Annotated in this window: 26 protein-coding genes and 1 tRNA gene; 5 read left to right on the top strand and 22 right to left on the bottom strand. The window is 61.8% G+C overall.

Annotated features, from left to right (window positions below):
• Positions 1-99 precede the first annotated feature (99 nt).
• Both NMG80_RS11950 and NMG80_RS11945 read right to left on the bottom strand, forming a co-directional pair.
• On the bottom strand, positions 100-1,215 hold the full coding sequence (locus NMG80_RS11950; RefSeq protein ID WP_254018268.1) for a CobW family GTP-binding protein: 1,116 nt from the start codon (positions 1,213-1,215) through the stop codon (positions 100-102).
• Between the two features lie 4 nt (positions 1,216-1,219).
• A complete protein-coding gene (locus tag NMG80_RS11945; protein ID WP_436798598.1) occupies positions 1,220-2,482 on the bottom strand; it encodes a D-alanyl-D-alanine carboxypeptidase family protein in 1,263 nt (420 codons plus the stop codon).
• A 228-nt stretch (positions 2,483-2,710) separates the two neighbouring features.
• On the opposite strand from NMG80_RS11945, the gene NMG80_RS11940 reads away from it, so the two are divergent.
• Positions 2,711-3,874, top strand: coding sequence for a M20 aminoacylase family protein (locus NMG80_RS11940; RefSeq protein WP_254018266.1), 1,164 nt, complete (start codon positions 2,711-2,713; stop codon positions 3,872-3,874).
• A gap of 104 nt (positions 3,875-3,978) precedes the next feature.
• On the opposite strand, the gene NMG80_RS38155 is transcribed toward NMG80_RS11940, so the two are convergent.
• Complete coding sequence (locus NMG80_RS38155; protein ID WP_495664009.1) at positions 3,979-4,119, bottom strand: glycine zipper domain-containing protein; 141 nt, start codon at positions 4,117-4,119, stop codon at positions 3,979-3,981.
• Between the two features lie 68 nt (positions 4,120-4,187).
• On the bottom strand, positions 4,188-4,487 hold the full coding sequence (locus NMG80_RS11935) for a hypothetical protein (protein ID WP_254018265.1): 300 nt from the start codon (positions 4,485-4,487) through the stop codon (positions 4,188-4,190).
• Between the two features lie 235 nt (positions 4,488-4,722).
• On the opposite strand from NMG80_RS11935, the gene NMG80_RS11930 reads away from it, so the two are divergent.
• A tRNA-Arg gene (locus NMG80_RS11930) sits at positions 4,723-4,799 on the top strand.
• Between the two features lie 503 nt (positions 4,800-5,302).
• On the opposite strand, the gene NMG80_RS11925 is transcribed toward NMG80_RS11930, so the two are convergent.
• From NMG80_RS11925 to iolG, 9 genes are all read right to left on the bottom strand, one after another.
• Positions 5,303-6,379 carry a Gfo/Idh/MocA family protein gene (locus NMG80_RS11925; protein WP_254018264.1) on the bottom strand — a complete coding sequence of 359 codons (1,077 nt, stop codon included), beginning with the start codon at positions 6,377-6,379 and terminating at the stop codon, positions 5,303-5,305.
• A gap of 188 nt (positions 6,380-6,567) precedes the next feature.
• Entirely contained in the window at positions 6,568-7,572 is a 1,005-nt protein-coding gene (locus tag NMG80_RS11920) for a substrate-binding domain-containing protein (protein ID WP_254018263.1), read from the bottom strand.
• 59 nt (positions 7,573-7,631) lie between these two features.
• The gene (locus tag NMG80_RS11915) at positions 7,632-8,735 is read right to left on the bottom strand and encodes an ABC transporter permease (protein ID WP_436798597.1); all 1,104 of its coding nucleotides are present in this window, start codon (positions 8,733-8,735) and stop codon (positions 7,632-7,634) included.
• Complete coding sequence (locus NMG80_RS11910; RefSeq protein WP_436798596.1) at positions 8,725-9,486, bottom strand: ATP-binding cassette domain-containing protein; 762 nt, start codon at positions 9,484-9,486, stop codon at positions 8,725-8,727. Before NMG80_RS11910 ends, NMG80_RS11915 begins: the two co-directional genes overlap by 11 nt.
• A 116-nt stretch (positions 9,487-9,602) precedes the next feature.
• The gene (locus NMG80_RS11905) at positions 9,603-10,727 is read right to left on the bottom strand and encodes a Gfo/Idh/MocA family protein (RefSeq protein ID WP_254018261.1); all 1,125 of its coding nucleotides are present in this window, start codon (positions 10,725-10,727) and stop codon (positions 9,603-9,605) included.
• Complete coding sequence (locus tag NMG80_RS11900; protein WP_254018260.1) at positions 10,717-11,682, bottom strand: hydroxyacid dehydrogenase; 966 nt, start codon at positions 11,680-11,682, stop codon at positions 10,717-10,719. Before NMG80_RS11900 ends, NMG80_RS11905 begins: the two co-directional genes overlap by 11 nt.
• A complete protein-coding gene (locus NMG80_RS11895) occupies positions 11,682-12,497 on the bottom strand; it encodes an HpcH/HpaI aldolase family protein (RefSeq protein WP_254018259.1) in 816 nt (271 codons plus the stop codon). The genes NMG80_RS11900 and NMG80_RS11895 overlap by 1 nt, the downstream gene beginning before the upstream one ends.
• A 10-nt stretch (positions 12,498-12,507) precedes the next feature.
• Positions 12,508-13,944 carry an NAD-dependent succinate-semialdehyde dehydrogenase gene (locus NMG80_RS11890; protein ID WP_254018258.1) on the bottom strand — a complete coding sequence of 479 codons (1,437 nt, stop codon included), beginning with the start codon at positions 13,942-13,944 and terminating at the stop codon, positions 12,508-12,510.
• A 3-nt stretch (positions 13,945-13,947) separates the two neighbouring features.
• On the bottom strand, positions 13,948-14,913 hold the full coding sequence (gene iolG / locus NMG80_RS11885) for an inositol 2-dehydrogenase (protein ID WP_254018378.1): 966 nt from the start codon (positions 14,911-14,913) through the stop codon (positions 13,948-13,950).
• A 149-nt stretch (positions 14,914-15,062) separates the two neighbouring features.
• Here iolG and iolD point away from each other — a divergent pair, with 149 nt between their 5' ends.
• The 3 genes from iolD to NMG80_RS11870 all read left to right on the top strand — a co-directional run bounded on the left by iolD (position 15,063) and on the right by NMG80_RS11870 (position 18,767).
• Entirely contained in the window at positions 15,063-16,910 is a 1,848-nt protein-coding gene (gene iolD, locus NMG80_RS11880) for a 3D-(3,5/4)-trihydroxycyclohexane-1,2-dione acylhydrolase (decyclizing) (RefSeq protein WP_254018257.1), read from the top strand.
• Between the two features lie 120 nt (positions 16,911-17,030).
• Positions 17,031-17,930 carry a myo-inosose-2 dehydratase gene (gene iolE, locus NMG80_RS11875; RefSeq protein WP_254018256.1) on the top strand — a complete coding sequence of 300 codons (900 nt, stop codon included), beginning with the start codon at positions 17,031-17,033 and terminating at the stop codon, positions 17,928-17,930.
• Between the two features lie 3 nt (positions 17,931-17,933).
• Positions 17,934-18,767, top strand: coding sequence for an SDR family oxidoreductase (locus NMG80_RS11870; RefSeq protein ID WP_254018255.1), 834 nt, complete (start codon positions 17,934-17,936; stop codon positions 18,765-18,767).
• Positions 18,768-18,819: 52 nt separating this feature from the next.
• On the opposite strand, the gene NMG80_RS11865 is transcribed toward NMG80_RS11870, so the two are convergent.
• The 9 genes from NMG80_RS11865 to NMG80_RS11825 form a co-directional block, all read right to left on the bottom strand.
• Positions 18,820-19,695 (bottom strand): MurR/RpiR family transcriptional regulator, encoded by an 876-nt coding sequence (locus NMG80_RS11865; RefSeq protein WP_254018254.1) that lies wholly within the window; start codon positions 19,693-19,695, stop codon positions 18,820-18,822.
• A gap of 291 nt (positions 19,696-19,986) precedes the next feature.
• Positions 19,987-20,742 carry a GntR family transcriptional regulator gene (locus NMG80_RS11860; RefSeq protein ID WP_254018253.1) on the bottom strand — a complete coding sequence of 252 codons (756 nt, stop codon included), beginning with the start codon at positions 20,740-20,742 and terminating at the stop codon, positions 19,987-19,989.
• A gap of 272 nt (positions 20,743-21,014) precedes the next feature.
• A complete protein-coding gene (locus NMG80_RS11855; RefSeq protein ID WP_254018252.1) occupies positions 21,015-21,320 on the bottom strand; it encodes a Rid family hydrolase in 306 nt (101 codons plus the stop codon).
• 18 nt (positions 21,321-21,338) lie between these two features.
• Positions 21,339-22,100, bottom strand: a complete 762-nt coding sequence (locus tag NMG80_RS11850) for an SDR family NAD(P)-dependent oxidoreductase (protein ID WP_254018251.1) — start codon at positions 22,098-22,100, stop codon at positions 21,339-21,341.
• Between the two features lie 36 nt (positions 22,101-22,136).
• Positions 22,137-22,895: an amino acid ABC transporter ATP-binding protein gene (locus NMG80_RS11845; protein ID WP_254018250.1), complete on the bottom strand. Its 759-nt coding sequence runs from the start codon at positions 22,893-22,895 to the stop codon at positions 22,137-22,139.
• Complete coding sequence (locus NMG80_RS11840) at positions 22,892-23,548, bottom strand: amino acid ABC transporter permease (protein WP_254018249.1); 657 nt, start codon at positions 23,546-23,548, stop codon at positions 22,892-22,894. The genes NMG80_RS11845 and NMG80_RS11840 overlap by 4 nt, the downstream gene beginning before the upstream one ends.
• A gap of 2 nt (positions 23,549-23,550) precedes the next feature.
• On the bottom strand, positions 23,551-24,213 hold the full coding sequence (locus tag NMG80_RS11835) for an amino acid ABC transporter permease (protein WP_254018248.1): 663 nt from the start codon (positions 24,211-24,213) through the stop codon (positions 23,551-23,553).
• Between the two features lie 55 nt (positions 24,214-24,268).
• A complete protein-coding gene (locus tag NMG80_RS11830; protein ID WP_254018247.1) occupies positions 24,269-25,048 on the bottom strand; it encodes an ABC transporter substrate-binding protein in 780 nt (259 codons plus the stop codon).
• 103 nt (positions 25,049-25,151) lie between these two features.
• Positions 25,152-26,243: an LLM class flavin-dependent oxidoreductase gene (locus tag NMG80_RS11825; protein WP_301943350.1), complete on the bottom strand. Its 1,092-nt coding sequence runs from the start codon at positions 26,241-26,243 to the stop codon at positions 25,152-25,154.
• Positions 26,244-26,250: the final 7 nt, after the last annotated feature.

Genomic DNA, 26,250 nt, shown 5'->3' with positions numbered 1-26,250 from the left:
GCCAACGCGGCCTCTGTCCTGCCGGACATCTCCCCCGCAAGGGGGGAGATTGGATGTCGCTTCGGCTTTCGCTAATCACCAACACTGGACGAAAAGCCTCTACCGCCCGGCAATCGCCAGCGGGTTGTTTTCCAGCGCCGCGCGGTCCGGTGTGTCGATCGACGGCCGGTTGGTGAAGGCGGCAAACAGCCGGCGGACATAATCTTCCGGCATGTCGAGCGTGATCAGCACCAGCCTTGTGCCGCGTTGGCCGTCCGGCCAGGACGGCAGCCGCGCCGGCGGATGCAGGAACTTTTGTACACCGTGGACGACCAGCGGCCGCGACGGGTCTTCCAGCAATTCGATGACGCCCTTCATGCGCAGCAGGCGCTCGCCATGTGCTGATCGCAACAGGTCGAGGAACATCTCGATCGCCGAAAACGGCACCGGCCCGTCATGAACCAGCGAGTAGGAGCGCACGCGGGAATCGTGCCGATGATCGCGGTCGTGGTCGCCGTGGTCATGATCGCCATGGTCACCATGATGGTGGTGATCATGGCTGGCTTCCTCGCCCAGCCAGCGCCGCACGTCAGCGGACTTGGCTGCCGGATTGTAGAGGCCGCAATCGAGCAGCGCCGCTGCATCGGTGCTTCTGTCGCCGGCGTCGAGCAGCTCGACACCCGGATTGATCTGCCGCAGCCGCGCCCGCAACGCCTCGACATCGCGCCGATCAGTGGCCAGATCGGCCTTCGTCAGCACGATGCGGTCGGCGACCGCCACCTGCTTCACCGCCTCGACATGGGCGTCGAGCGTCGCGTCGCCGTTGACCGCGTCGACCAGCGTGATGACGCCGTCGAGCCGAAAAGCCTGGACCATCGCCGGATGGGCCATGATCGACTGCAGCACCGGCGCCGGATCGGCAAGGCCGGTGGTTTCGATGACGACGCGGGCAAGCCGGGCGATACGGCCGGTCTGCAGTCGGTCGACGAGATCGGCCAGCGTGTCGACCAGTTCGCCGCGCACCGTGCAGCAGAGACAGCCGTCGGAAAGCTGGATGATGCCGTCGGAAGCCTGTTCGACCAGGAGATGGTCGATCGCCACTTCGCCGAACTCGTTGATGATGACCGCGGTGTCGGCGAGCGCGGGATCCCTGAGCAGCCGGTTGAGCAGCGTCGTCTTGCCGGCGCCGAGAAAACCGGTCAGCACCGAAACAGCGATGGGAAAGCCGCTGCTCATCAGGCTAGTTCATGGCCTTGGCCGGCTTGACGTTCTGCGCCGCGGCAGCGGAACCGATCACTGCCGGCTCGGCACCGGGCGGCGGCGGCAGGTCGGGCCGCCAGCTCGGCAGCGGCACGTCGGCAAATTCCCGGCCTGATGCATCGAGCATGGCTTTCGGTATCGGCCCGGTGGCGCCGCCAAGGCCGACCGCGACCAATGTCGGCGCGTCGAGCTTTTTCTGGTAGGGCGATTTCGGCGCCTTCTTGTCGCCGACGGGGACGGCGGCTTCCGACTGCTCCTTAGCCGGCTTCTTCCTGCAAATCTCGTCATTCAAGTCGTTAACCGATGTGGTGTCGCCATAGGAAGGCAGCGCCGCCACCGTCAGCCAGCCCCGTGTCGTCGTGGCAAAGCCGTGGTCGAGCAACCTGGCCACGGTCTCGGCGCGGGTGATGGCCGACTTCTCGCCAAGCACCACCGCCACCAGCGTGCGCCCGTCGCGTGTTGCCGAGCCAATCATGTTGAAGCCCGACGGACAGACGAAACCGGTCTTCATGCCGTCGGCGCCGGGATAGCGGCCGATCAGAAGGTTGTAATTCGCGATCTGCTTCTTGCCGACGGCCAGGCCCTCGATCGAGAACCATGCGGCATATTGTGGAAATTCCGTGCGGATCGCCATCACCAGCAAGCCGAGATCGCGCGCGGTCGTATACTGGTCCGGCGAAAACAGCCCGTTCGGGTTGACGAAATGCGTTCCGGTCATGCCGAGCCGGCGCGCCTCGGCGTTCATGCGCTCGGCGAAAGCGGCCTGCGAACCGCCGATGTTCTCGCCGACGGCCATGGCAACGTCGTTGGCCGATTTGACAAGCATCATCTTCAGCGCGTTGTCGAGCCGCATGACCGAGCCCGGCTTGAATCCCATCTTGCTCGGCGGCTCGCTGGCGGAACGCTTCGTGACCTTGATCGGCGAATCGAGCTGGACCTCGCCCGCGGCAATCGCACGAAACGCCACATAGGCGGTCATCAGCTTGGTCAGCGAGGCAGGATACCAGCGCTTGAAAGCCTCCTGGTGCTGGAGGATCTTGCCATTCTCCAGGTCGAACACGATCGTCGGATTGGCGAGAGCGGAACCGCCCAGCGCCGGAAGCGCCACGGCGCCCGCCAGCAATGCATGTCGCGCAAAAGTGTGCAGCGGTTTTGCGATAACATGCACAAAAACAACAACGCTAAAGCGCGTCGCCCAGTCAAACGCGACGCGCTTTAGTTTGAGGAAATGCCTGTACCGCATGGTGGAATCCGAAATCGCCTCTTGCCGCAGTCGCCTCTGGCTCCGTAAGATTTGATACGCGATCGCCAGCATGGTGATCTGGCCCTCTGTCCGATCACTGTCTTGCGGTGCTATTTAGCCTATGTGACGTCAAGATGGCAAAGTGCCTGAATGACAATTCTAAGACAGCAGGCACAATTGCAAAGCAGCAGGCAGCGCCCGTCTGCTCCAACAGCGAGATGGAACATCATGCCGATCCTGAACCGCGCCGCCGAAATGCAAGACGAGGTCGCCGGCTGGCGCCGCCATCTTCACAAGACGCCAGAGCTGAATTTCGACGTTTTCGAGACCGCCGCCTTCGTCACCGAGAAGCTCACGGCCTTCGGTTGCGACGACGTGGTGACCGGCCTCGGCAAGACCGGTGTCGTCGGCATCATCTGCGGCCGCCTGGGCGAAGGCACGAGCATCGGCCTGCGCGCCGACATGGACGCGCTGCCGCTCAACGAGATCACCGGAAAACCCTACGCCTCGACCATTCCAGGCAAGATGCACGCCTGCGGCCATGACGGCCACACCGCGATGCTGCTCGGTGCCGCCAAATATCTTGCCGAGACACGCAATTTCGCCGGCTCCGTCGCAGTGATCTTCCAGCCGGCCGAAGAAGGCGGCGGCGGCGGCAACGAGATGGTCAAGGACGGCATGATGGAGCGCTTCGGCATCTCCAAGGTGTTCGGCATGCACAACATGCCGGGACTGCCGGTCGGACAATTCGCCATCAAGCCGGGCCCGATCATGGCGGCGACCGCCGAATTCACCATCACCGTCAAGGGCCGAGGCGGGCATGCGGCGATGCCGCACGGCACGATCGACCCGATCGTCATCACCAGCCAACTCGTCGGCGCTCTGCAGACGATCGCCTCGCGCAGCACCGATCCGGTCGAGGCTGTCGTGGTGTCGGTGACGAAATTCCATGCCGGCGACGCCTACAATATCATTCCCGAGAGCGCCGAGATCGCCGGCACCGTGCGCACGCTGAAGAAGGAGATCGCCAGCAAGGCGGAGCAGCGCGTGCGCGCCATCTGCCAGGGCGTGGGCGCGGCCTTCGGAGCAACGATCGACGTCGATTACAAAGCCAATTATCCCGTCACCTTCAACCATCCGGAAGAGACGGTCTTTGCCAGCGATGTCGCCGCTGATATCGCCGGCGAGGCACAGGTGCACCGCGCCATCCAGCCGGTGATGGGCGGCGAGGATTTCTCCTACATGCTGGAAGCGCGGCCGGGCGCCTTCATCTTCATCGGCAATGGCGACACCGCCGGTCTCCACAACCCTGCCTACGACTTCAACGACGAAGTCATCCCGCACGGCATGAGCTATTGGGTGAAGCTCGCGGAGACGGCGCTGGCCGCCTGATGCATCGCCCGTAAAACCCGCCCTACGGCTTGATCCGAGGGGTGCGCTGCGATTTGGGATGACTACAAGGCGGTCAGGCCCGGGACGTGGCGATGCTCCGATCATCACTTCCGACCGGACCGCTTCCGCGCAAGACCGAGGGCAATGCCCAGGGCGATACCGATTCCGATACCCGCAATAATATTGTCCAACGCGACGCCGATAGCCGCGCCGATCACAACGCCGAGTGGTTTGGCATCTATCATGCCGGGTCATGTAGAATGGAAGGGGAGAGCCGCAACTGGTCGGCTACCAACCGGTGTTGCCTGAATCGCTAAGGCCCGCTCTTCGGGTCGTCGACCTTCAGCGCCTCCATGACGGGCGCCAGATCACTGTCTTCGGCCGGATCGGCGGCCTGCGGCTGTTCGCCTGTCCTGGCCTTGTTCAGAGCTTTCTCAATGGCCTCTTCAATGTCGCCGATCTCGTCTTCGCGCACCTCGTGACCATAGCCGGCCGCGTCGGCATCTTGCTCGAATTGATGAACCAGGACGGCCACGCTCACCTCGCTTTCCGCGGGCAGGTTACCGACGTTCTCCTGGAGCCAGGTTTCAAAGAACTCTTTCGTAGCACTCATGCGGGTCTCTCCTTCGGCACACTAAAGCGCGGCGGTGGTCCGAAGTTCCGCTGTTTTCCGGATCATCTTTGCGGTCCACACGCGGGGTTCAATCGTGGGTGACGAGGATGCAATTTCGAATTGTGGGCAGAAGCCTCTCGACGGCCATGCTTCAACCCATTGTCGAAAACCCGATTGATTGGGTGCAGAGCGCTCTTGGCGAAACGATCCGAAGCGGCTATGTGTCGGGCCGCGTGGTCCCGTAGCTCAGTAGGATAGAGCGGCAGATTCCTAATCTGTAGGTCACAGGTTCGATTCCTGTCGGGATCACCATATTTTTCAACCACTTATCGAACCACCGCCATACTTTTTTGCAAATTAGTATGGCAATTAGTATGGCGCATTCCGCAAATGTTTGCGTTTGGTTGGTCGGCAACCCACCGCTCGATGGCATGGTCGCTCCATGAGCTGCAGTTCGTGGCGCTTCTTCGAAGCTGACGTTCGCGAGGGCCGGAGTAGCCGGGCCTCCCCAGGAGAATTCAAAGGGGAACGACTGACCCAAACGCATATGCTTTGGTGGTGCCATTCCAAAACCGGACATTGGTTAGGAAGGAGGCTTTGGACGAGCAAAGGAGCAGAACCGTTTTCATGGCGTAGTTAAGCCTCGGCCTTGGTCATGCCGTCGCGCAGCAGCTGTATACGTTTCCAAGCCGGAAGCCGTTGCCGCCCTCATCCAGCAGGCCGCGACTGCCAATTGAATATTCGGTTTTTCTCACACCCGACTGATACCGGAGCGTCCCAAATAGCGCAGACCTAGCTCGCGGGGCGAAAGCGCGTTAGAGAACCAGTCGCTTCTCCGTTGTCCGCAAGATGCGTATCATATCCGCGGTAGGATGAACCTGCCTGGCGGGCGTGTCTATCTCCTGAGGCTGGCCTGTGGTGGCGGCGCGCTCGATGGCGAGCAGGGCACGCACGTCAGCAAGCCCCTCTCCCCCATCCGGTTCAGGCGGTTGGGCATTCAGGATGCAGTCGGAGAAGTACGCGGTCTGTCCGGCGAAATGGTCGGTCTGCGGGAAGGTCTTTTCGGTGCCGATGTCGCCCTGCCGAAATTTCATGCGCACGGCAGTCTCGAAACGGAAGCCCGGGTCGGCCGTTACGCTCCCCTTCGTTCCGCCCACGTGGTAAAAATCCGAATTATCCGAGCCGAAGCTGGCAATGAACTGCGCAAGCCGGCCCTTGGGGAAGCGCAACGTCACGGCAATGCTCTCCTCGACCTCCCGAACGACGACGCTGCCGTTGCCGAAACTCCTTACCGCGACTGCCTCGATCGGCTCGGCGGCAAAGATATGGCGCGCGGCATTCAGGCAGTAGACGCCGATGTCCTGCAAGGGACCGCCCCAATAGCCGGCCTTAAGGCGGTGATTGTCGGGCGACGCCACGAATGAGAAGACCGCGGAAAAGATGCGGGGATCGCCGATCTCGCCGCTGCGGATACGCTCCAGCAGTTCAACTGTGCCGGGCTCGTTATGCAGCCGATACGCGGTCATCAGGTAGGCCCCGCTCTCATTGGCGGCGGCGATCATAGCCTCGCATTCCGCCTCGGTTGTGGCCAGCGGCTTCTCGACGAGCGCGTGCTTGCCGGCTCTCAGGGCTCGGATCGCATAGTCGGCATGCATGGAGTTCGGCAATGCCACGTAGACCGCATCGGCGACGTCCGATGCGAGCATCTGGTCGTACCGCTCGTAGCTGAAGACGTGTTCCACACCGTGGAATTCGGCGAGCTTTGCGGCGTTTTTGGCTGAGCCGCTGACGATCGCCGAGATCGTCGAGTTTCCGGTCTGGGACACACTGGGCATGAAGGCTTCCTGTGCAATCCAGCCCGCTCCTACCACGGCATATCGTATCTTTCTCAATTGCTCCTCCGGATGGGATTATTCTCGGCACGCGTTCTCAACTGCAACGCCGTGACCAGCAGAATCCTCTTTAAGGCCCTGACGGCAACGGTCGATTTTGAGCCAGTCGCAAACGGAATTGTCGTCGCCTCTCAGCGAAAAGGCGGGCGAGAGTCTCCCCTCGCCCGCCGCAGAGTTGCGCGCCTCGCCTACTTTGCGATGCAGGTGTCGGCGGTTTTGGGGGTACAGACGTCGAGGCCGGTGTAGGTCGGGTCGGCCGGAGCCGGCTTGCCGTCCTTCATGTCCTTCAGCGCCAGCATGGTCTTGTAGCCCATCTCGAACGGCCGCTGTCCGACCTGGCCGAGCGACAGGCCTTCCTTCATCTGGTCCATCTGCACCGGCAAGGTGTCGGCGACGACCAAGGCCAGCGCCTTCGAGGCGATCTTGTCCTTGTACGGCTCGACCGCAGCGCGATTGGCATCCGGTATGAATTGCGGAAAGCCACCTGTCGGGACGAAGGCGTCGAGGTTTGGCGTCTTCGCCATGAAGTCCTGGAACTGCTGAACCGACAGCGGGAAGTCGTCGTTGGTATAGAGAGGGCAGCCCGGTGCTTCCGTCCAGCCGTTCTGGCCTGTCAGGGCATCACCCGGCGAGGCCGCCGACTCCTTGCCGGCCAGCGTATCGCGTATGCCCTTCATGCGCTCGTTGTGGTTGGCCGCAGCCGCGCCACCCGATTGGATGCAGATCGTCCCGCCTTTCGGCTTGATGGTCTGCACGATCTTGGCGAGGTTGACGCCGATCTCGTAATTGTGCGTGCCGACATAAGCGACGCGCAGGTCCTTGTTCTCCGGCAGCACATCCGAGTCCCAGGTAAGCACGGGAATGCCTGCTTCCTTGGCGGCCTCGAGCGCGACGGCCATTGCCGCGGCGTTCGACGGGGCCACGGCGATGCCGTCGACCTTCTTGGCCACCAGGTCCTGCACGATCTGCACCTGCTCCTCGCCGCCGCCATGCTCGCCGGGGCCGATATACATGCATTCGAAGGCGCCGTTGGCTTCCGCTTCCGCCTTCTTGCAGCCGTCGCGGGCCTGGTCGAAGAAGGGATTGTTCATGTTCTTCGGCACCAGCGCGAAAGTGTATTTCTCCTGGGCGTAGGCCTGCCCTGCCATCAGCGCTGAAAACGCCACGGCCGTCGTCAGAATGTATTTTTTCACCTGTTCCTCCACTTTGTTTTGACGTCCACTGTTCCCGACAGCTTGCGGCCGCCGGATATCTAGCCGCGTTTCCAGGCAAACATGCTTGCCAGCGTCTCCATCAGGGACTTTCCGCTGGTCTGCATGCCCAGGAGCACGGCAAGAATGATGAAGGCGCCGACGAACGCGCCTTGCCAATTGGAATCGATTCCGGCCATCAGCAGTGCGTTGCGGATGACTTCCAGGAATGCCGAGCCGATCACCGCGCCGAACGCGGTGCCGTAGCCGCCCATTAGGTTCGCGCCACCGATTACGGTGCCGGCAATGACGCGCAGTTCGTAACCGGTGCCCATGGCGTTGATGGCCGAGCCGCTGTAGCCCAGCAACAGCAGCGATGCGATCGAGGCGGTGAACGCCGAAAATACGTAGGCCTGAAACTTGACCCGATCGACCGGCACGCCGGTCAGGCGCGCGGCGTGTTCATTGCCGCCGATCGCAAAAAGGTGACGGGCCCACGCGGTGAAGATGAAGACGAAGCCGACGATGAGCGCGAGGATCACCATCACCCAGAAATGCGAGGACAGCTCCGGGATCCAATGCGGCACCCAGCCGTCCGGCGTGTGCCGCGGCCATTTGGCCTGGCCGATTGCCTTGACGATCGGCGCATCGGGTCCGAACTGGTAGAGCATCTGGTTGCCGGACAGCACGACCGCCGCGGAGCGCGCGATCGACAGCATGCCTAGCGTCACAACAAAGGACGGCATGCCGATATAGGCGACGAAGAAACCGTTGAAGGCTCCACAGGCCATGCCCGCGAGCAGACCGGCGCCAAACGCGACGTACCAAGGCTGATGCCAGGTCAGCAGCAGGCCGGCGACGATGGCGACCAGTCCCATCACGGAGCCGACCGAGAGATCGATGCCGCCGGTGATCAGCACCACCGTCATACCCAGCCCCATAATGGCGATAGGCGCAAAATTGCGGGTAATGTTGGTGGTGTTGTCGACCGTGCCGAAGCTGGGCTCCAGCCACGTCATGAAGACCACCAACACGAAGAGCGCGATCCCGACCCAGAAGGCTTGGCTGGCGACCATCTTCTGGAAAGCGGTCTGCTCTCTTATTCCGACCACATCGCCGATCGACGCATGGCCTTCCTTCAGCGTGTCAGTCTGGCTATGCGTCACGGATCGCTCCCGTAATCAGGCCGGTGATCTCCTCCGGCGATGTATTCTCCGTCGCCTTGTCGGCCACTTTCGAGCCACGTCTCATCACGATGATGCGGTCGCAGACGGCGAACACATCCGGCATGCGGTGGCTGATCAGCATCACCGACACACTTTGCGATTTGAGCCGCCGGATCAGCTCCAGCACCTCGGCTACCTGGCGGACAGAAATCGCCGCGGTCGGCTCATCCATCAGCACCAGCTTGGCGTTGGAGAGCCGGGTGCGGGCAATGGCGACCGCCTGCCGCTGGCCTCCCGACATTTTTTTGACCAGATCGCGCGGCCGCGTCTCCGACTTCAGCTCCGCGAACAGTTTTGCCGAGCGGTTGATCATCGCCTGCTTGTCGAGCACGCGGAACGGCCACAACCCCTTCTTCATCTCGCGGCCGAGAAAGACATTTTGGGCGGCTGTCAGATTGTCGGCCAGGGCCAGATCCTGATAGACGACCTCGATCCCTGCGCCCCGTGCCTCGATCGGCTTGTGGAAATGGCAGACCTCGCCATCGACCGCGATCTCGCCGTCGCTGGGCGGGAAGTTCCCCGCGATCAGCTTCACCATGGTCGACTTGCCGGCGCCGTTGTCGCCCATCAGGCCAACCACCTCGCCGGCAGCAACCGTGAAGCTAACCTCCGACAAGGCGCGGATAGCACCGAAGCTTTTCGAGACGCTTCTTACGTCCAGTACAGACACGCTCTCCTCCCTATGCGACATCGGCTTGAGCGATCAGCCGACTTGTCTTTCTTGTTGCAATGCATATTGCAATGCGTGCTGGAATGCAATTCCTATTTCAAGCATCGAGGGTGGCAGCGACCAATTTCTCCCTGGCATCAGCCTGTCCGTAGCCACTTGCTCTGCCATGCCGAGGCCTGAATTGCCTCCACGAGTTCCTGGATGCGCTGGCCGGCCCGGAAGCCGAAAGGCTCATCTCGCTTCCCGGCGATCGCATCGACGAACCGCGCCACCTCGGTAGCCTTCAGATCGTTGAAACCGAGCTGGTGGCCCGGTGCGACGCAGAAGAGTCCATAGGGGTCGTGATCCGGACCGGCCTCGATGCGCCGAAAGCCACGCCGGCCGTCGGGATCGGCCGTGCTGTAGAAATGCAGTTCGTTGAAGCGCTCCTGGCTGAAGACGAGCGCCCCCTTGGTGCCATAGACCTCGAAATCGTGCTGCATCTTGCGGCCGGTTGCGACCCAGCTCGCTTCGATGCTGCCTGATGCACCGTTTGCAAAACGCAGAAACGCGCGACCGATGTCGTCGACCGCGACGGTCCGGCGCCCGCCTCTGCTGTCTGGACGGCTCGCTATGACGGTGACGCAATCGCCGAGGACCTGTTCCACCGAGCCAAGCAGAAACTCCGCCGTGGCCAGAGCATGGCTGCCCAGATCCGCCAATGCGCCACCGCCGACTGGATCGTGCCGGAATGTGAACGGACCTTCCGCATCGGCCATGTAATCTTCGGCGTGAATGCCGCGGTAGCTGCGGATGTCGCCCAACTCGCCCTCGCGGATCATCTGCCGCGCCAGCGCGAGCATCGGATTGCAGAGATAGTTGAAACCGACCTGCGTCCTGACGCCGGCCGCTTCCGCCGCCTCGGCCATCTGTCGGGCATCCGCCGCAAGCGGCGCCAACGGCTTCTCGCAATAGACGTGCTTGCCGGCGGCGATTGCCCCGAGCGCCATCTCCTTGTGGAAGGCGTTGGGCGCCGTGATGTCGATCACATCGATCTCAGGGTCTTCGACCAGAAGCCTCCAGTCCCCGCTCGCCCGCGCGAAACCCAAGGCCTGCGCCGCCTGCGCGGCGAGCTCTTCGGTCCTGTCCGCGACGGTGTGAAGAACCAACTCATAGGGCAGGTCAAAGACACGCTGCGCTGCGGCGAAGCCGAACACATGGGTCTTGCCCATGAAGCCGGTGCCGATCAGGCCGATTCTGAGTTGAGGTCTTTCAGCGGCCATTCAACTCGGCTCCGTTTACCACCAGCGCCGTGTCGATCCGCCCGGCGAAAAAATCGAGCACGTTCTGCACTGACGAGATTGCCATGCGCTCACCGCATTCGGCGGTGAGCCCGGCAATGTGCGGCGTCAAAATCACCTGGTCGAAGCCGAAGAGCGGATGGTCCGCGGCAGGCGGTTCATCATCGAAGACGTCGATACCGGCCGCTGCGATGCGCCCCGCTCGCAGTGCCGTAATCAGCGCCGCCTCGTCGACGACGCCGCCCCGCGCCGTGTTGATGAGAACAGCAGTCGGCTTCATCGCCGAGAGTTCCACAGGGCCGATCACCGGGCGCTCGGCCTTGGGTACGTTGACGGAGATCGCATCAGCCCAGGCGAGACCCGCTTGCAAGTCGCTCACCGGCGCGACCGGCCCCTCCGGCCAGCCTTGCCTCTCAAGGAATGGATCATAGGCACGCACGTCCATGCCGAATGCCGCCGCCAGGCGCGCCAAGTGGCGGCCGATCCGGCCGAACCCGAGGATCAGCAGTCGCTTGCCCGCGAGTTCGCTTGGCTCCAGCCGGTTGCGCCAATCCCATTCGTTGTCGCGGACCGAACGATCGGCGCGGATTAGCCGCTTGGTTGCCGCCAGAAGAAGCATCATGGCGTGCTCGGCCACCGATACCGAATTCACGTCGCCGACTATCGCCAGCGCGATGCCACGCAGGTTCAGGGATGGGAGATCCACCGCATCGTAGCCGACGCCATGACGCGAGACGATCTTGAGCCTTTCTGCACGGGCCACCGTTGGCGCCGACAGAGGCTGGGTACGGATAACGAGGCCATCAGCCTTGCCGATCAGCGGCGCATAGCTCGGCTCAGACACCTCTTCGACATAGTCATATGTGACGCCCCCCGCCGCATCGAGAAGCTCGATGCCGCTCTGATGAAGCTTTCCGGCGACCAGGACGTGCGGCATCAGTAGCCTTCCTTGCCGGGTTCGACACGCACGGCTTTCGCGCCGATCAATTCGCGAAAGCGGGTGACGCTCGCCTGGGCCGCAGCGGCAAGCAGGCGAGAGTCGCCCGAGACGGTGATCATGTCGAAACCCCATTCGATGGCGCGTGCGGCGTAGTCGGCCGTGCCGCAATGGAGCGCGGCGCGCTTGCCATGCTTCTTGCAGGCCGCGACAATCGTTTGCAGCGCCTCGATCATCTCCGGCTCCTCGCGGTCGAAGGCCGGTGCAAGACGTCCCTGGTGCAGGCTGAAGGTCAGGTCCGCGGGACCAACATAGATGCCGTCGAGCCATGGCGTTGCGGCGATCGCATCGAGATTGCGCATCGCCTCGGCGGTCTCGACCATGGCGAGGGCCAGGATTTCGTCATTGGCCTCGGCGGCGTAGTTGGCGCCTGCCGAGAAGTTGGCGCGTGTCGGCCCGAAACTGCGCTGGCCGGCCGGCGGGTAACGCATGTAGCCGACGAACTGAGCAGCCTGTTCGGCCGTATTCACCATCGGGCAGATGACGCCATAAGCGCCGGCATCCAGCACCTTCATGATGATGCCTGGCTCGAGCCACGGTACCCTTGCCATCGGCACGACGCCCGAAGCGCGCATCGCCTGGAACATCGGCAGCAGCATCGAATAGTCGAGCGCGCCATGCTGGACATCGATGCTGACGCTGTCATAACCCTGCGCGGCCATGATTTCGGCGGTGAATGAATTGCCGATGGAGAGCCAGCCATTGATCGTGGGCCGGCCTTCGGCCCAGATTTGCTTGAGCTTGTTATTGATCAAGGCGGCCTCCTCAGAGCACGATCTGCGCGAGCTTGGTGTCGAGGTAGTCGCCGATCCCCTCGCTGCCGCCTTCGCGACCCATTCCGGAATAATTCGTACCGCCGAACGGGGCTTCCGATGCCGCCAGCGCGAAACTGTTGATGCCGACCATGCCCGCCTTCAGCTCCGCCACCGTGCGTCGCGCCCGTTTCGGGCTTGACGTGAAGGCGTAGGCGGAAAGCCCCATCGGTGACGCGTTCGCGCGCTCCAAAACCTCATCGTCCGAGGAAAATCGGGTGATCGCCGCGATTGGCCCGAAATTCTCCTCGGCAAAGACTCGCATGTCGTCGTCGACGTCAGTCAGCACCGTCGGTTCGTGAAAATGGCCGGCATTGAACGCTGCGGCGCGATGCCCGCCCGCGACCAGCTTAGCGCCTGCCTTCACTGCGTCCGACACGATGTCTTCGACCTCGGACAGCCGGCCGGCATTGATCAGCGGCCCCATCTGCACGGAGGGGTCGAGCCCGTCGCCCAGTTTCAACGCCTGGGCTCGTTGAACGAAGCCCTCCACGAAAGCGTCGTGCAGGCTTTCGTGGACGAAGAAACGGTCCGGGGTGACGCAGACCTGCCCGGCATTGGCGTATTTGGTCGGGACGGAAACGCTGAGCGCGGCGTCTAGGTCGGCGTCGTCGAAGACGATCAGCGGCGCGTTGCCGCCAAGCTCCATTGACACCTTCTTCACGGTGTCGGCGGCATCGCGGATCATCTGCTGGCCGACACGCGTCGAGCCGGTGAGGGACACCTTGCGCACCGCCGGCGAAGCCATGATCGGCGCATAGGTCGTGCTCGTGGGTCCAACGACCAGACTGACGGTGCCGGCAGGAAGATTGCCGGCGCGGATGCAGTCGACCATCAGCATCGCCGTCCCCGGCGTCTGACTTGACGGCCGGACGATCGTCGAGCAACCGGCGGCGAGCGCCGGCGCCACCTTGCGGGCGACCAGGGCTGCCGGAAAGTTCCAGGCGGTGAAGGCGGCTGCGATCCCGACAGGCTCGTGCAGAACTTCGAAACGACCGCCGGGCACGCGCGATTCGATGACACGTCCATAGATCCGGCGGGCCTCCTCGGCATACCAGCGGAACTGGTCGACCGCGAGCCCCCATTCGCGCTCGGACTGGGCAATAGGCTTGCCGGTCTCGCTGGAGATCATCCGTGCGGCCTCGTCCTTGCGGCGGATCATCTCGTCGGCGATGGCATGCAGGGCGGACGCGCGCTCAAAACCACCCGTGGATTTCCAGGCGGAAAACCCACGGGCGGCGCTATCCAGCGCCTCTTCCGTGTCCGCGCGGGTGGCGACCGGAGCCTCGCCCAGCGGCTTTTCCGTCACCGGGCTCATCATCGGCGCCGTCCCGCCGTCGGATGCCTTGCGCCACTTGCCGTCGATGAACAGTCCGTAGTTCGCGTACATGGCTTATCCGATCTCGCTGACCTTCACGAAGCGGCCTTCGACCGCCGATTTCACCGCCGCCTCAGCCAGGATCAGGGCGCGGCGCCCGTCCTCAAAACCGACCAGCGGCGGCTCGCCCTTCTCGACAGAGGTAACGAAGGCGTCGATCTCGGCATCGAACGCTTCGCGGTATCGCTCGATGAAAAAATCCAGGTAGGGCGCGGCGGCTTCCGTGCGCGCGGCCGAGTAGTGGCGCAATTCGTGGGGCTTGCGATTGCCGCTGATCACCATGCCTGTGCTGCCCAGCAGCTCGACGCGCTGGTCATAGCCATAGGTGGAGGTGCGGGAATTGTTGATGTGGCACTGCTTGCCGCTTTTGGTCCGCATCACGACCATGACGCTGTCGTAGTCGTTCAGCTCCGCCATCATCGCGGGGTCGATCAGCCGGCCACCGATGGCGAACACCTCCTCCGGCTCTTCTCCCAGCATGAAGCGGGCGAGGTCGAAATCGTGGATCGTCATGTCGCGAAAAAGCCCGCCCGCGACCTCGTAGTAGGAACGCGGCGGCATGCCAGGATCACGCGAGGTGATGATGACTTGGTGCAGATCGCCGATCTCGCCGGATCGTACGGCGTTCCACGCCGCACGATGACCGGGGTCGAAACGTCGGTTGAAGCCGATCTGCACCGGCACGCCCTTGGACGAAATTGCCGCGGCGCAACGGTTCACCCTTTCCAGGCTGAGATCGATCGGCTTCTCGCAGAGCACAGGTTTGCCTGCGGCCACCGCCTTTTCAATGTAATCGGCGTGCGTATCAGTCACCGTTGCGACAAGGACCGCATCGACATCCGCCGAAGCGAATACCTCGTCGGCGGACGAAGAAGCGCGGACGCCGTGCCGCGCCGCGACAGTCTCCGCGGACGATTCGTCGATGTCATATACGGTGGCCAGTTCCGCACGAGGATGCGCAGCGATGTTTGCCGCATGCATCCTGCCGATCCGACCACAGCCGAGCACAGCAATCCTGAGCAAGAAATCCTCCCGGTTTGAATTTATGCAATGATCGTTGCAAACATGTTGATTTGTCAATGGGCATTCCGTATAGAGTTGGAAAGATCGTCATTAGGGAGGAGACAAAGATGACCAGGGCCACCGTCCGTCTGACCATGGCGCAGGCGCTCGTGCGTTATCTGTGCAACCAGTTCACGGTCGTCGACGGCGAGAAAGTTCCACTTTTCCCGGGCGTCTTCGCCATATTCGGGCACGGCAACGTGACTTGCCTTTCCGAAGCGCTCGAAGCCGTGAAGGATGTGCTGCCGACCTGGCGTGGTCAGAACGAGCAATCGATGGCGCTCGCGGCGATCGGTTTTGCAAAGGCGAAGCGCCGGCGCCAAATCATGGTGGCCGCCACGTCGATCGGTCCGGGAGCATTGAACATGGTGACGGCAGCGGGTGTCGCCCATTCGAACCGGCTGCCGGTGCTGCTGCTCTCCGGCGACACCTTTATCAATCGCCGGCCCGATCCAGTCATGCAGCAGGTCGAGCACTTTGGCGACCCGACCATCAACGTCAATGACGCCTTTAAGGCGGTCACGCGCTACTGGGACCGCATAGTCCATCCCGAGCAGATCATCTCGTCGCTACCGCAGGCGGTTGCGGTGCTGCTTGATCCGGCGGATTGCGGACCGGCCTTCATCGCTTTGCCGCAGGATGTGCAGGAGATCGCCTGGGATTTTCCCGAAGCCTTCTTCGAGCCCACGGTCCACGCAATTCCCCGCCCCCGGCCGGATCGTGCCCGCCTCGAAGAGGCGGTACGGCTTCTCAAGACGGCCAAGCGCCCCTTGATCATTTCGGGCGGGGGCGCGCGTTACTCCGGTGCGGAGGCCACTCTTGCGAAATTCGCCGAAGCGCGCGGCCTACCGATCGCTGAAACCATCGCCGGCAAGGGCACAGTCACGCACGACCATCCCGCCCATGTAGGGCCAATCGGCATCGTCGGCTCGACTTCGGCCAACGCGCTTGCGGGTGAAGCCGATGTGATCCTGGCCGTCGGCACACGGCTCATGGATTTCACCACCGGATCCTGGAGCGCCTTCTCCGCCGACGCGAAATTCGTCTCCATCAACGCCGCACGCTGGGACGCCACCAAGCACCGGGCGCTTGCCGTTGTCGGCGATGCGCTGGAGACGGTGAGCGAACTCGAAGCCGCCCTCGGCGACTGGAAGGCGGAAAAAACCTGGACCGACAAGGGCAAGATGGAATTCGCCAAATGGAACACGATGCTCGACGGCTTCCAGAAGCCGACCAACGAGCCGGTGCCGACCTATGCGCAAGTGGTGGGCGTGGTGAACGCCAAGGCGGGCGAGCGTGACCTGCTGATTACCGCGGCCGGCGGACTGCCCGGCGAAGTGATGAAGAACTGGCGGGTGAAGGAGCCGAACACCTTCGACTGCGAGTTCGGCTTCTCCTGCATGGGTTATGAAATCTCTGCCGGCTGGGGGGCCGCCATGGCCGACCCCTCCCGCACGCCGATCGTCATGATCGGCGACGGCACGTACATGATGATGAACTCCGACATCTATTCCACGGTGCTCGCCGGCCACAAGATGATCCTCGTGGTGTGCGACAATGGCGGCTATGCGGTGATCAACCGGCTGCAGAACGCCAAAGGCGGCGCCTCTTTCAACAACCTCATCAAGGACTGCCGGGTGAAGGAGCCATTCTCGGTCGACTTTGCCAAGCACGCGGAAGCCATGGGGGCGCTCACGCGGCGTGTCGAAAGCCTCGCCGATCTCGGCCAGGCGATGGAATGGGCGAAGACCACCGACCGCACCACCGTCATCACCATCGTCTCCGACGCCTTCACCTGGACGCCCGGCGATGCGTGGTGGGACGTCGGCGTGCCTGAGGTCAGCGACCGCGAACAGGTTCGCGAGGCCCATTCAGCGCAAGCCGAAGGCCGCAAGAAACAGCGCGTAGGTGTCTGAGCTTTTCGGGCGCGGGGCGTCCCCTGCCGGAACGATGCGACACTCCCTGAGCATTGTTCCGGCAGTTTTTTTACGGCGCAAGCAGCCGGCGACGGCTGGAGATCATGATTGGAGCTGAAGATGAGAGCCAAGCTTGGCATCGCGCCGATCGCCTGGTGGAACGATGATCTCCCCGAATTGAGCGACGACGTCTCGCTGGAGGAGTGTCTGCGGCAGGCCCGCGAGGCCGGCTTCACGGGCATGGAGACCGGCCGCCGCTTCCCGATGGACGCGGCGGTGCTTGAGCCCGTCCTGAAGCAGCATGGCATGAGCGTCTGCGGCGGCTGGTTCTCCGGTCGCTTGCTGGTCGGCGACATCGATGAAGAGAAGGACCGCATCGCCGCGCAGATGCAGCTGTTCAAGGCGACCAACGCGCCCTGCATCGTATATGGCGAGACGGGTCGCACCATCCAGGGCGACCGCGGAACGCCGCTGGCCAAGCGTCCGCGTCTCGACGAAGATCAGATCAAGGCCTACGGCCGCAAGCTCACCATTTTCGGTGAATGGTGCGCGGATCAGGGTATGCCGATTTCCTACCACCACCATATGGCCGCGCCGGTCGAAAGCGAAGAGGACGTCGATCTCCTGATGAAGCATTCCGGCGAAGGTTTGCCCCTGCTCTACGATGCAGGCCACATGGCCTTTGCCGGTGGCGACGTATTGCGGGTGATCGACAAGCACCACGCCCGCATTTCGCATGTACACACCAAGGATATCCGGCAGGCGATCGTGGACGGACTCGACCGCAGCCGGGAGAGTTTCCTCGACGCGGTGATCAAGGGAGCCTTCACCGTGCCCGGTGACGGCTCGCTCGACTTCGAGGCGATCGTCAAGCGCTTGGCGAGCCACGGCTACGAAGGCTGGTTCGTCGTTGAAGCCGAGCAGGATCCCGTCAAGAGCCCGCCGCTCGAAATGGCGAAGATCGGACACCAGGAATTGCTGCGCGTGATGGCCGCGGCTGGCTACACTGTGGAGAGCTGAAGCATGAATCGCATGGATGGAAAGGTTTGCGTCGTCACGGGTTCGACGCAGGGGTTGGGAGCGGCCGTTGCGCGCCGGCTAGCGGAAGCCGGCGCTGCGGGTATCGTGACGCTCGGCCGCAACGAAGCGAAGGGTCGTGCCGTCGCCGAGGCGATCACCCGCGACACCGGCGTGCCCGTCCATTTTGTCGAGGCCGATCTCGGCAAAGTCGAGGATTGCCGACGCGTGATGGCGGAGGCCGAGCGCTTTTACGGCAAGATACATGTGCTGGTGAACGCCGGTGCGCGCACCGACCGTGGCACCATCATCGATACTTCGCCTGAACTCTTCGACGCCCTGTTCGCCGTCAATGTGCGCGGTCCTTACTTCCTCATGCAGGAAGCCATCAGGCACATGATCCGCAATGGCATTGAGGGTGCGATCTGCAACATCGGCTCGATCTCGGAACATGCCGGCCAGCCCTTCATCAACGTTTACTGTGCCACCAAGGCGGCGCTGGCAACGCTGACCCGCAATACAGCGTTTTCCGTTATGAAGAACCGCATCCGCATCAACCAGTTAGACATTGGCTGGATGGCCTCTGATAACGAGCGGGAATTGCAGGCGAGCGAGAAGGGCGATCCCGACTGGGAAGCGAAAGCCGTAGCAAAGCTGCCCTTCGGCCGGCTTATCGACCCGGCCGAGGTTGCCCGCACCGTCAACTTCATTGTTTCGGATGATGCCGGGCTCATGACAGGTGCTGTGGTGGACTACGACCAGACAGTCCTTGGTGCCGCATCCGGTCCCATGGCCGTGCCTGAAAAGGCGATGGCGCTCTCGCCCTCCGACGCCGATTGAGAATCGACCGTCAGCGGACCGCAATACTGCAACAACGCCAGGTTTGCAGTCCCTACCGCTCGGTAACCGTTGGAATGCGGGGATTGACCGTGTTGTTCTGAAGCCTGGCCGCCAAGGCCACGGTCAAGGCCTGAGCAAGACACATGGGCGCCGCCAGCGAGCGCGAGAAAGTGTATTCGTGCTCCGGCACGGCGAAGAGAACGCGCGCGCTCTTGGCCAATGGAGACAGCGTGCTGTCCGAGATCGCCACGATGGGTATGCCTCTCCCCGCGGCTTCCTCCACGACATTAACGACTTCGTTCGCGTAGAAGCGAAACGACACCGCAAACAGCAGGTCCGTCTTCCGCATCGCGCGGGCCATATGAGTGGCCAGTCCGCCGCCCGGATCCAGGAGCACGCAGCGCTTGCCCAGCATAGTCAGTATATAGCGAAGGAGTTCGACGACCGGTTCCGAGCGAAGTTGGCCGATCAGATAGACGACGTCGGCCTTCTCGAGCAGGCTGACGGCTTCCGCCAGATCCTCGGGTTGAATATCTGTGAGCATCTCTTTCAGGGACGCGATGTCACGGACGACCAGGTCGTGCATGAATCCCATCTCGCTGCGATCCGTCCGCTCGCCCAGTTCCTTCTCCAAAGCCTTGACGCGTGCTTCGAAGCCGGGAGCTGCAGTGGACAATCGTTTCTGGAAGAGGCTCTGCAGGTCCTTGAACCCCTCATACCCCAGTGCTTGGGCAAAGCGGACGAAGCTCGACGCGTGAACGCCGCTAGTTTCCCCGATCGAGTTCACCGATCGCACTGCGACGTCATTCGGATTTTGGGTGAGGTACAACGCAATCTTCTGGTACGACTTGCTCATCCCGTCATACCGGTCGTGAATCACGCGGATGAGATCCTCATAGTCCTGGGGAGTCTCGATCTTCTGTTCCACGATGCCCATCCTCGCAATTTTTATTGCATATTGGCGTCTTTGAAGGTTTTTGACCAGCAGAGAGTCATCGTCTTCGTACTGCGCAGTTCAGCTTCGCGGTTCGCCGCGCGCGCGATCGCGAGCAGGCGCACACATCCGCAAGCCTCCCGAGCGGCTCGTCGCCTAAGTCGCGTCATCTGCCTAGCTCTCCGCCCAATGCCGGTGATTGAGCCCGAGTCGCATCATGACTTCCCTATCGAAATCCAGACGACGATCAATGCGCGAAGATGCCTCGTACAAGGCCGTGCCTTACTACCGACTTGAGGGTCGACTGGCCTTCACCCCGACGCTGTTGCGGCTCGCCCCGTCTGATTCACTGTCGATAATCAGCGAAAGGTAGCGCTCAAGAGCCTTCGAGAACTTGGCTTGCCAGATTTCATGCGCAGCGCGGAGATCTCCGTCCTGCAAGCTTTCGAATAGCTTGACGACATACTTCTCGGCGTCCCCCTTTCGGTCAGTATAAACGACCCCCAGTTGATGGTTGAAGCGCCTCACATCTGCGGTCAGCTCAGAAAAGTAGCGTATGGTCCGCTGCAGTCCCGTTGCATCGATGATCGCCTGCTGGAACTCAAGGTCGTTGCGAACGGTCTCGGCCTGGCTATCAAGATTAGCGAATTTGACGGCATTCTCAGCCAATTTTTCAAGCCGCTTGATGTCAGCCGAGGCCAGGCGACCCTCCTCGGCGAGGAGATGATCCAGGGCAATTTTCCCCAACGCCATCCGGATATTGTAGACTTCAATGACGCTGTCTGCGTCCACCGCCCTGACAGATGCTCCCTTGTTCCGCTTGAGCTCGACGAACCCCTCGCGGGCAAGCAGGCGCAACGCTTCCCGGACCGGATGCCGGGATACCTTCAACATGTCGGTAAGCTGTTGCTCGACCAGCCGGTCGCCGGGCTTGAAGTGCCCGGCAATGATCGCGTTCCGGATTTGCTCCGCAGCGAACTGCGTGCTTTCCATCTGCGTCATGGGAGCCAGAATGGCGCCTATTTCATTTGCGTGTCGCATCAAGATCCTCATAAGGCGACCGCAGGAGATCGGCTGCAGGGCATTCGGAATGTAGACTATATACGAATGCGATCACCTAATGAGAAGGCCGCCACTAAGCTATCCTTACGGAACAAGTGGAAAACGTTCTGTCCCGCCTGACTTACCGTTCCTGTCGTTTCAGTGCGTGTCCAGCTTTAGGTAGTTGCGCTGCAGCGCCCAATCAGCCTCGCTGAATCGATCCCGTACAAAGTTGAACTGATGCCAGTATGGATAGATGGAAGGAATGGCGCTCACGTCGTCGAGACGCTTCTTCTCATCCGCGGTAAGCTCCAGCTCCACAGCCGAGATGTTGTCCAGGAAGTGCGCTTCGGTCGCCGCACCACATCCGCAAGGCTGCTGCCGACCGCCTCAAGCGCGCCTTCGACGTTCTTCATCGCCTGCCTTGCCTGCTCGATGGCCGTCTCAGGCATCACACGGGTCTTGTAGTCGCGTCCTGCGGTCAGGGACATGAAGATCCAGTTGTCGAGGGCGACGATCCGCGAATAGGCTTCCTTCTCTTCAAGGATGCTGCCGGACTTGAGCTTCAGGAGTTCCATGCGGTTCTCCATTGCTGATCAGATAGAGATGCCGCCGTCGATCGCCACCGTCTGACCGGTGATCAGCGCGCCGGCGAAACCGAGGAAGACGATAAGCTCCGCGACATCCGCCGTGGTGCAGACTTTCTTCAGAGGTGTGCTGGCGAGGGTGCTCTGACGACGCTCCTCCGACCATTCGATCGCCCACGAACTTTCAACGACGCCGGGCGCCACCGCGTTGACGCGCACATCGGGAGCGAGCGCACGCGCGAGGTTCTTCGTCAGGTTGATGACGGCAGCCTTGGAGCCGCTATAGGCGATGGTGCTGGCTACGGCCCCGAAGCCGGCGATGGAAGCGGTGTTCACGATCGAACCTTTGGCTACCTTGAGAGCAGGCGCGGCGGCCTTCGAGCACCTGAAAACGCTCATCAGGTTGACGTTCAGCAGATTTGCCCAAAGCTCCTCCGTTATGCTGTCCAGGTCGTTGATCGGCACCGGGATCTTCACGCCCGGTATTCCCGCGTTGTTGACGAGCAGGTCGAGACGGCCGAGCTTCGCCACCGCCTCGAGCACCATTGCCCTGGCCTGTCCGGCATCGCCGACATCGCCTGGAGCACCGATGACGTCGAGCCCCTGCTTTTGGAGCTCAGCCAGAGCAGCCTCGCCCCGCTGGTCCGCCGGCAGATAATTAATTGCGACCTTGGCGCCGGCCTTGGCCATCATGCGCGCGGTTTCGAGGCCGATGCCCGACGCGCCGCCGGTGACGAGCGCCGCCTTTCCCGTGAGATCGAACGAGATCATGAGTTAACCCTCGATGGTGCGTTTGGATGGAATTCGCTAGGCGACCGAGCTTCTTACGATTTCAAGGGGCTTGCGCTGCTCGCGTCGCAGGAACTTCTGTGTCTGTTCTTTGCGGGGATGGTCGATCACCTCTTCGGCGGTGCCGATTTCGCAGACTTCGCCCTGGCAGAGAAAGGCCACGCGGTCCGCCGATTCCCGAGCGAAATTGATATCGTGTGTGACAACCACCATCGTCATGCCTTCGCTCTTCAGGAGGCGCATGGTCTCAAGCACTTCGCCGACAAGTTCGGGATCCAGGGCGGAGGTGACCTCGTCGAAGAGCATGTAGCTCGGCTGCATCGCAAGGGCTCGGGCGATGGCGAGACGCTGCTGCTGGCCGCCTGAGAGCTGAGATGGCAAGCTGTCGCCCTTGTCGCCGAGCCCCACATGCTCGAGATTCTTCTGCGCAAGAGCGCGCGCCTCCGCGCGGCTGCGCTTTGCGACCACCCGGGGTGCCAGCGCGACATTTTCCAGCGCCGTGAGGTGCGGGAAGGCGTTGTACTGCTGGAACACGATGCCCAGCTTTTGGCGCAGCTTGTTGATGTCCGTCTTCGGATCGTGGACGCTGATGCCGTCTACGAGGATCTCGCCACCCTGGATCGGTTCGAGCCCGTTGATGCATTGCAGGAGCGTCGATTTTCCCGACCCGCTCGCGCCGATGAGGCAGACGAGTTCTCCCTTTTCGACCGTGAGATCGATGCCCTTGAGCACGATTGCCGATCCGAAGGCCTTCTGGACGTTGCTGATGCGGATCATACGCGGACCTTTCTTTCGAGGTGCCGGCTGTACCGGGAAACAGGATAGCAGATAAGGAAATAGAAAAGCCCCGCCCCCATCAGCAGCAACCAGGTCTCATGTGTCCTGGTGATGAGTATTTGGGTGGAACGCATATATTCGATGTAGCCGACCACGCCCGCAAGAGCGCTGTCCTTGATCAGGCTGAGAACGAGCCCGATCCACGGGGCCAGTGCCGTCCTGAATGCCAGGGGTATGGATATGTACAAAAGCTCCTGGTAGCCGTTCATGCCGAGCGAGCGCGCGCTCTTGCGGTATTGAACCGGGACCGAGAGGAGACCCGCCCGGACCACCTCGGCCGTTACTGCCGACATCCAGGCACCAAGCGCGACGGTACCGAACCAAAAGGGTGAAGCGCCGAACCCCAGGATCGACAGAAGGCTGTTGGCGAGTATCAGCTGGATGATCATCGGCACGCTGCGCAGGATGTCGATGATGGGGGCCGTGGCGATCCTCACGGTCACGGACACGGTGCGCAACCAGCCAAGGACGATCCCGGCAAGGGTGCCGACGAGGGTTGCCGCGGCGGCCAGCCTGACGGTGTTGAGCAGCCCCTGAGCCAGGAAATAGGCATCCGACCACGCGAGGCCTTGGTTTGCGAACTGAAACTGCACGCCTAGCTCCTGTATATGAGCCGAAAGGCTATTTGGGACGAGAACTGCAGCCCTTTGGCGATGAGGTAATAGATCAGCGCCGTGACCAGAAAGAACTCGAATGTCCGGAAGGATGCCGACTGCGCGTACTGCGTGGCGCCCGAGAGCTCCTGCAGTCCGACCAGCATGCCAAGCGAGGTGTTCAGCATTCCCCAGATGCCTTGTGTGACATAGGCAAGGAAGATCACCTTGAACATCTGCGGAAAGATCACATGGATAAAGCTCTGCGGGCTGGTCATTCCGAGTGAGCGCGAAGCCGACAGCTGCTGTCGCGGGATGGCGTTGAGGCCACCTCTGAAAATTTCCGTCATGTATCCGGCGTTGTTGAAGGAAACGGCGATGAGGACGGCGGCGTAGCTGGGGATGTTGATATGAAAGGCCCCGAGCCCGAAATAAAAGAGATAGAGCTGAAAGACGGCAGGCGTGTTGCGCGACAGCTCCACCCACCAGGTCGAAAAGCGGTAGGCCCATCCCTCGCCCTGCTGGCGCGCGACAGCCATGGGCATCGCAATGAGCGTGCCGACAATGAAGGCGAGAATGGTGATCTGGATCGTCACCCAGGCTCCGGCCAGCAACAGAGGCAGTGAATCCCAGACAATGGACCAGTAGAACTGATAGCCGTTCATGCCAATCATCCCGTGCTCATGCCGGCAGGCTTTCCTGCCGGCACAAGCCTTATGGTTAGAAGTTAATGCCTTCAGCTGTCAGCGGCGGCAACGGACCATCCCCGTAGTACTTGTGATAGACCTCGGCCCAGCGGCCGTTTGACACCTGAGTGAACACGAAAACCCGCGCCCAGTTCAGGAATTGTTGGTCGTCACGCCGTACCGCAATCGAACCAAAATCGGCGAGAGGGGCCAGCCCGGCCATCACGAATTCCGGAAACTGACCACTTTGCGATAGCGCGTTGAAGACAGCTACATTGATCACGATGGCGTCGATCTTGCCCTGCTGCAGAGCGAGGAAGGTTTCTGAATCGCTCGCAAAACCGGTGTAGGTCGCTCCCGAACCCTTCCAGCCCTTGCCAAGCTCGTCCTTGAAGAGCTGTTCAGGCGTGGTGCCAACGACACCACCAAGCTTCTTGGATGCCAGGTCGGAGTATTTGGCGATGCCGGTGTCCTTGCGCGTCACCACGGCCATGACGTTGTTGGTATAAGGCTGGGTGAAGGCTACCGTCAACGCACGCGCCGGGGTCGGCGTGGTGGATGCGATCAGCACGTCGATGCGGTTCGAAACCAAGGATGGGATACGATCCGGCGATGGCGTCTCGACGACCACCGGCTCTGCGCCGAGCGCCTTCGCCATGTCCTTGCAGTAGGTGACGTCATAGCCGTCGGGCTCGTTGTTCTGGTCGCGAAATCCGGCGGGCGGGCTGTCCAGCATGATCCCGCAGCGCAGCTTCTTCGACTGCACGATCGTGTCCAGGGCCGAGTCGGCATGCGCCTGGCCGGCGAGCGCCAAGGTGGCTACCGCTGTCGCCAGCAGGGCCTTAACAATCGTTCTCATTTCATTCCCCTTTTCTTTGTTACAGACCAAGTTGTTGGCTGAGCATTTGTGAGGCCGCTCAACTCGCCTTTCTCGCCAGCCCAGGTGTGACGCCAAGAGCTTCGATAGGTCCCACTTCCTTCTCGATCAGCGGCACGACTTCATTCTTGAATCGAACGATCGAGCGATGCGCCAACTCGATTGGCATGCAGCCGAAGGAGAAGTTGCAGGTGTAGTTGCCTGGATTGAGACGTTTGATATCCGCGACCATTTTCTCGGCAACGGTGTGTGGATCGCCCACCACCATGTTGTCCGCATATTGGTCGAGCGTGTACTCGCCTTCGAACGCCTGGTTACTGATGTAGCCGTTGTCGTCCAGCGGCGGTGAGGCTTGGCGCAGATAATTCGCCATGCGCCCCACGTACCGGGCACGCTCCGCCACGGCCAATGCCTCGCTGCGGCTGTCGGTTATGGCCAGGTACTGCATGATCGCCAAGGGCTTGGTCGAAGGCTGCTCGCCGATGGACGTCCAGGCATCGTTGAGCCCGTCGACCATTTTGTAGAGCACTGGCGATCCGAGCGTGCTGGCTGCAAGGAACGGGACCGCCTTCCATTTCTTGAAGCGATCGAGGAGCTTGGGGTGCGACGACGTCACAAAGATCGGCGGAAGAGGCTTCTGCTGGGTGCTGATCGCGAAGCTGGTCTTGGGGAGGGAAATATACTTTCCCTTGTACTCGACCTCGCCATCAACGAGCGCCCTTTCGATGACGTCCCAATACTCGAGGAAAACGTCGATCCTGTCGTCCAGCACGACATTGTAGCGGTCAAACTCATAGCGCTGATAGCCCGTACCCATACCGATGATGAGGCGGCCCTCGGTCTGCGTGTCAGCGACAGCGATCTCCTGGGCGACACGGAGCGGGTTATAGAGCGGCAACACGATGACGCCCGGGCCAAGCTTGATCCTCGTGGTCCATCCGGCCGCATAGGAACACATCATCAGCGGCGACGGCGAACTCGAATAGTTCGCGAAATGGTGTTCGGCGAACCACGCGACATCGAAGCCGAGCTCATCGGCGGTCTCCACCATCTTGCGCGTGTCGCGCATCACGCCTGGTGCGCCGTCGGGATGATCGCGAAGTGTCATCAGGTTGAAAAGACCAAGCTGCATTCATTTG

Source organism: Mesorhizobium escarrei (assembly GCF_935825525.1).
In the GTDB taxonomy this organism is placed as follows: Bacteria; Pseudomonadota; Alphaproteobacteria; order Rhizobiales; family Rhizobiaceae; genus Mesorhizobium; species Mesorhizobium escarrei.
The sequence above is the reverse complement of the archived record's forward strand: the minus strand, read 5'-3'. Positions and strand labels throughout refer to the sequence as shown.

Excerpts from the sequence above, each read along its gene's own strand:
- iolG (WP_254018378.1), bottom strand. The coding sequence starts at position 14,913 with ATGCATGCGGCAAACATCGCTGCGCATCCTCGTGCGGAACTGGCCACC.
- NMG80_RS11855 (WP_254018252.1), bottom strand. The coding sequence starts at position 21,320 with ATGGAACTCCTGAAGCTCAAGTCCGGCAGCATCCTTGAAGAGAAGGAA.
- NMG80_RS11905 (WP_254018261.1), bottom strand. The coding sequence starts at position 10,727 with ATGGCCGCTGAAAGACCTCAACTCAGAATCGGCCTGATCGGCACCGGC.
- NMG80_RS11940 (WP_254018266.1), top strand. The coding sequence starts at position 2,711 with ATGCCGATCCTGAACCGCGCCGCCGAAATGCAAGACGAGGTCGCCGGC.
- iolD (WP_254018257.1), top strand. The coding sequence starts at position 15,063 with ATGACCAGGGCCACCGTCCGTCTGACCATGGCGCAGGCGCTCGTGCGT.
- NMG80_RS11910 (WP_436798596.1), bottom strand. The coding sequence starts at position 9,486 with ATGTCGCATAGGGAGGAGAGCGTGTCTGTACTGGACGTAAGAAGCGTC.
- NMG80_RS11860 (WP_254018253.1), bottom strand. The coding sequence starts at position 20,742 with ATGCGACACGCAAATGAAATAGGCGCCATTCTGGCTCCCATGACGCAG.
- NMG80_RS11845 (WP_254018250.1), bottom strand. The coding sequence starts at position 22,895 with ATGATCCGCATCAGCAACGTCCAGAAGGCCTTCGGATCGGCAATCGTG.
- NMG80_RS11890 (WP_254018258.1), bottom strand. The coding sequence starts at position 13,944 with ATGTACGCGAACTACGGACTGTTCATCGACGGCAAGTGGCGCAAGGCA.
- NMG80_RS11935 (WP_254018265.1), bottom strand. The coding sequence starts at position 4,487 with ATGAGTGCTACGAAAGAGTTCTTTGAAACCTGGCTCCAGGAGAACGTC.
- NMG80_RS11900 (WP_254018260.1), bottom strand. The coding sequence starts at position 11,682 with ATGCCGCACGTCCTGGTCGCCGGAAAGCTTCATCAGAGCGGCATCGAG.
- NMG80_RS11825 (WP_301943350.1), bottom strand. The coding sequence starts at position 26,243 with ATGCAGCTTGGTCTTTTCAACCTGATGACACTTCGCGATCATCCCGAC.
- NMG80_RS11835 (WP_254018248.1), bottom strand. The coding sequence starts at position 24,213 with ATGAACGGCTATCAGTTCTACTGGTCCATTGTCTGGGATTCACTGCCT.
- NMG80_RS11950 (WP_254018268.1), bottom strand. The coding sequence starts at position 1,215 with ATGAGCAGCGGCTTTCCCATCGCTGTTTCGGTGCTGACCGGTTTTCTC.
- NMG80_RS11945 (WP_436798598.1), bottom strand. The coding sequence starts at position 2,482 with ATGCGGTACAGGCATTTCCTCAAACTAAAGCGCGTCGCGTTTGACTGG.
- iolE (WP_254018256.1), top strand. The coding sequence starts at position 17,031 with ATGAGAGCCAAGCTTGGCATCGCGCCGATCGCCTGGTGGAACGATGAT.
- NMG80_RS11850 (WP_254018251.1), bottom strand. The coding sequence starts at position 22,100 with ATGATCTCGTTCGATCTCACGGGAAAGGCGGCGCTCGTCACCGGCGGC.
- NMG80_RS38155 (WP_495664009.1), bottom strand. The coding sequence starts at position 4,119 with ATGATAGATGCCAAACCACTCGGCGTTGTGATCGGCGCGGCTATCGGC.
- NMG80_RS11870 (WP_254018255.1), top strand. The coding sequence starts at position 17,934 with ATGAATCGCATGGATGGAAAGGTTTGCGTCGTCACGGGTTCGACGCAG.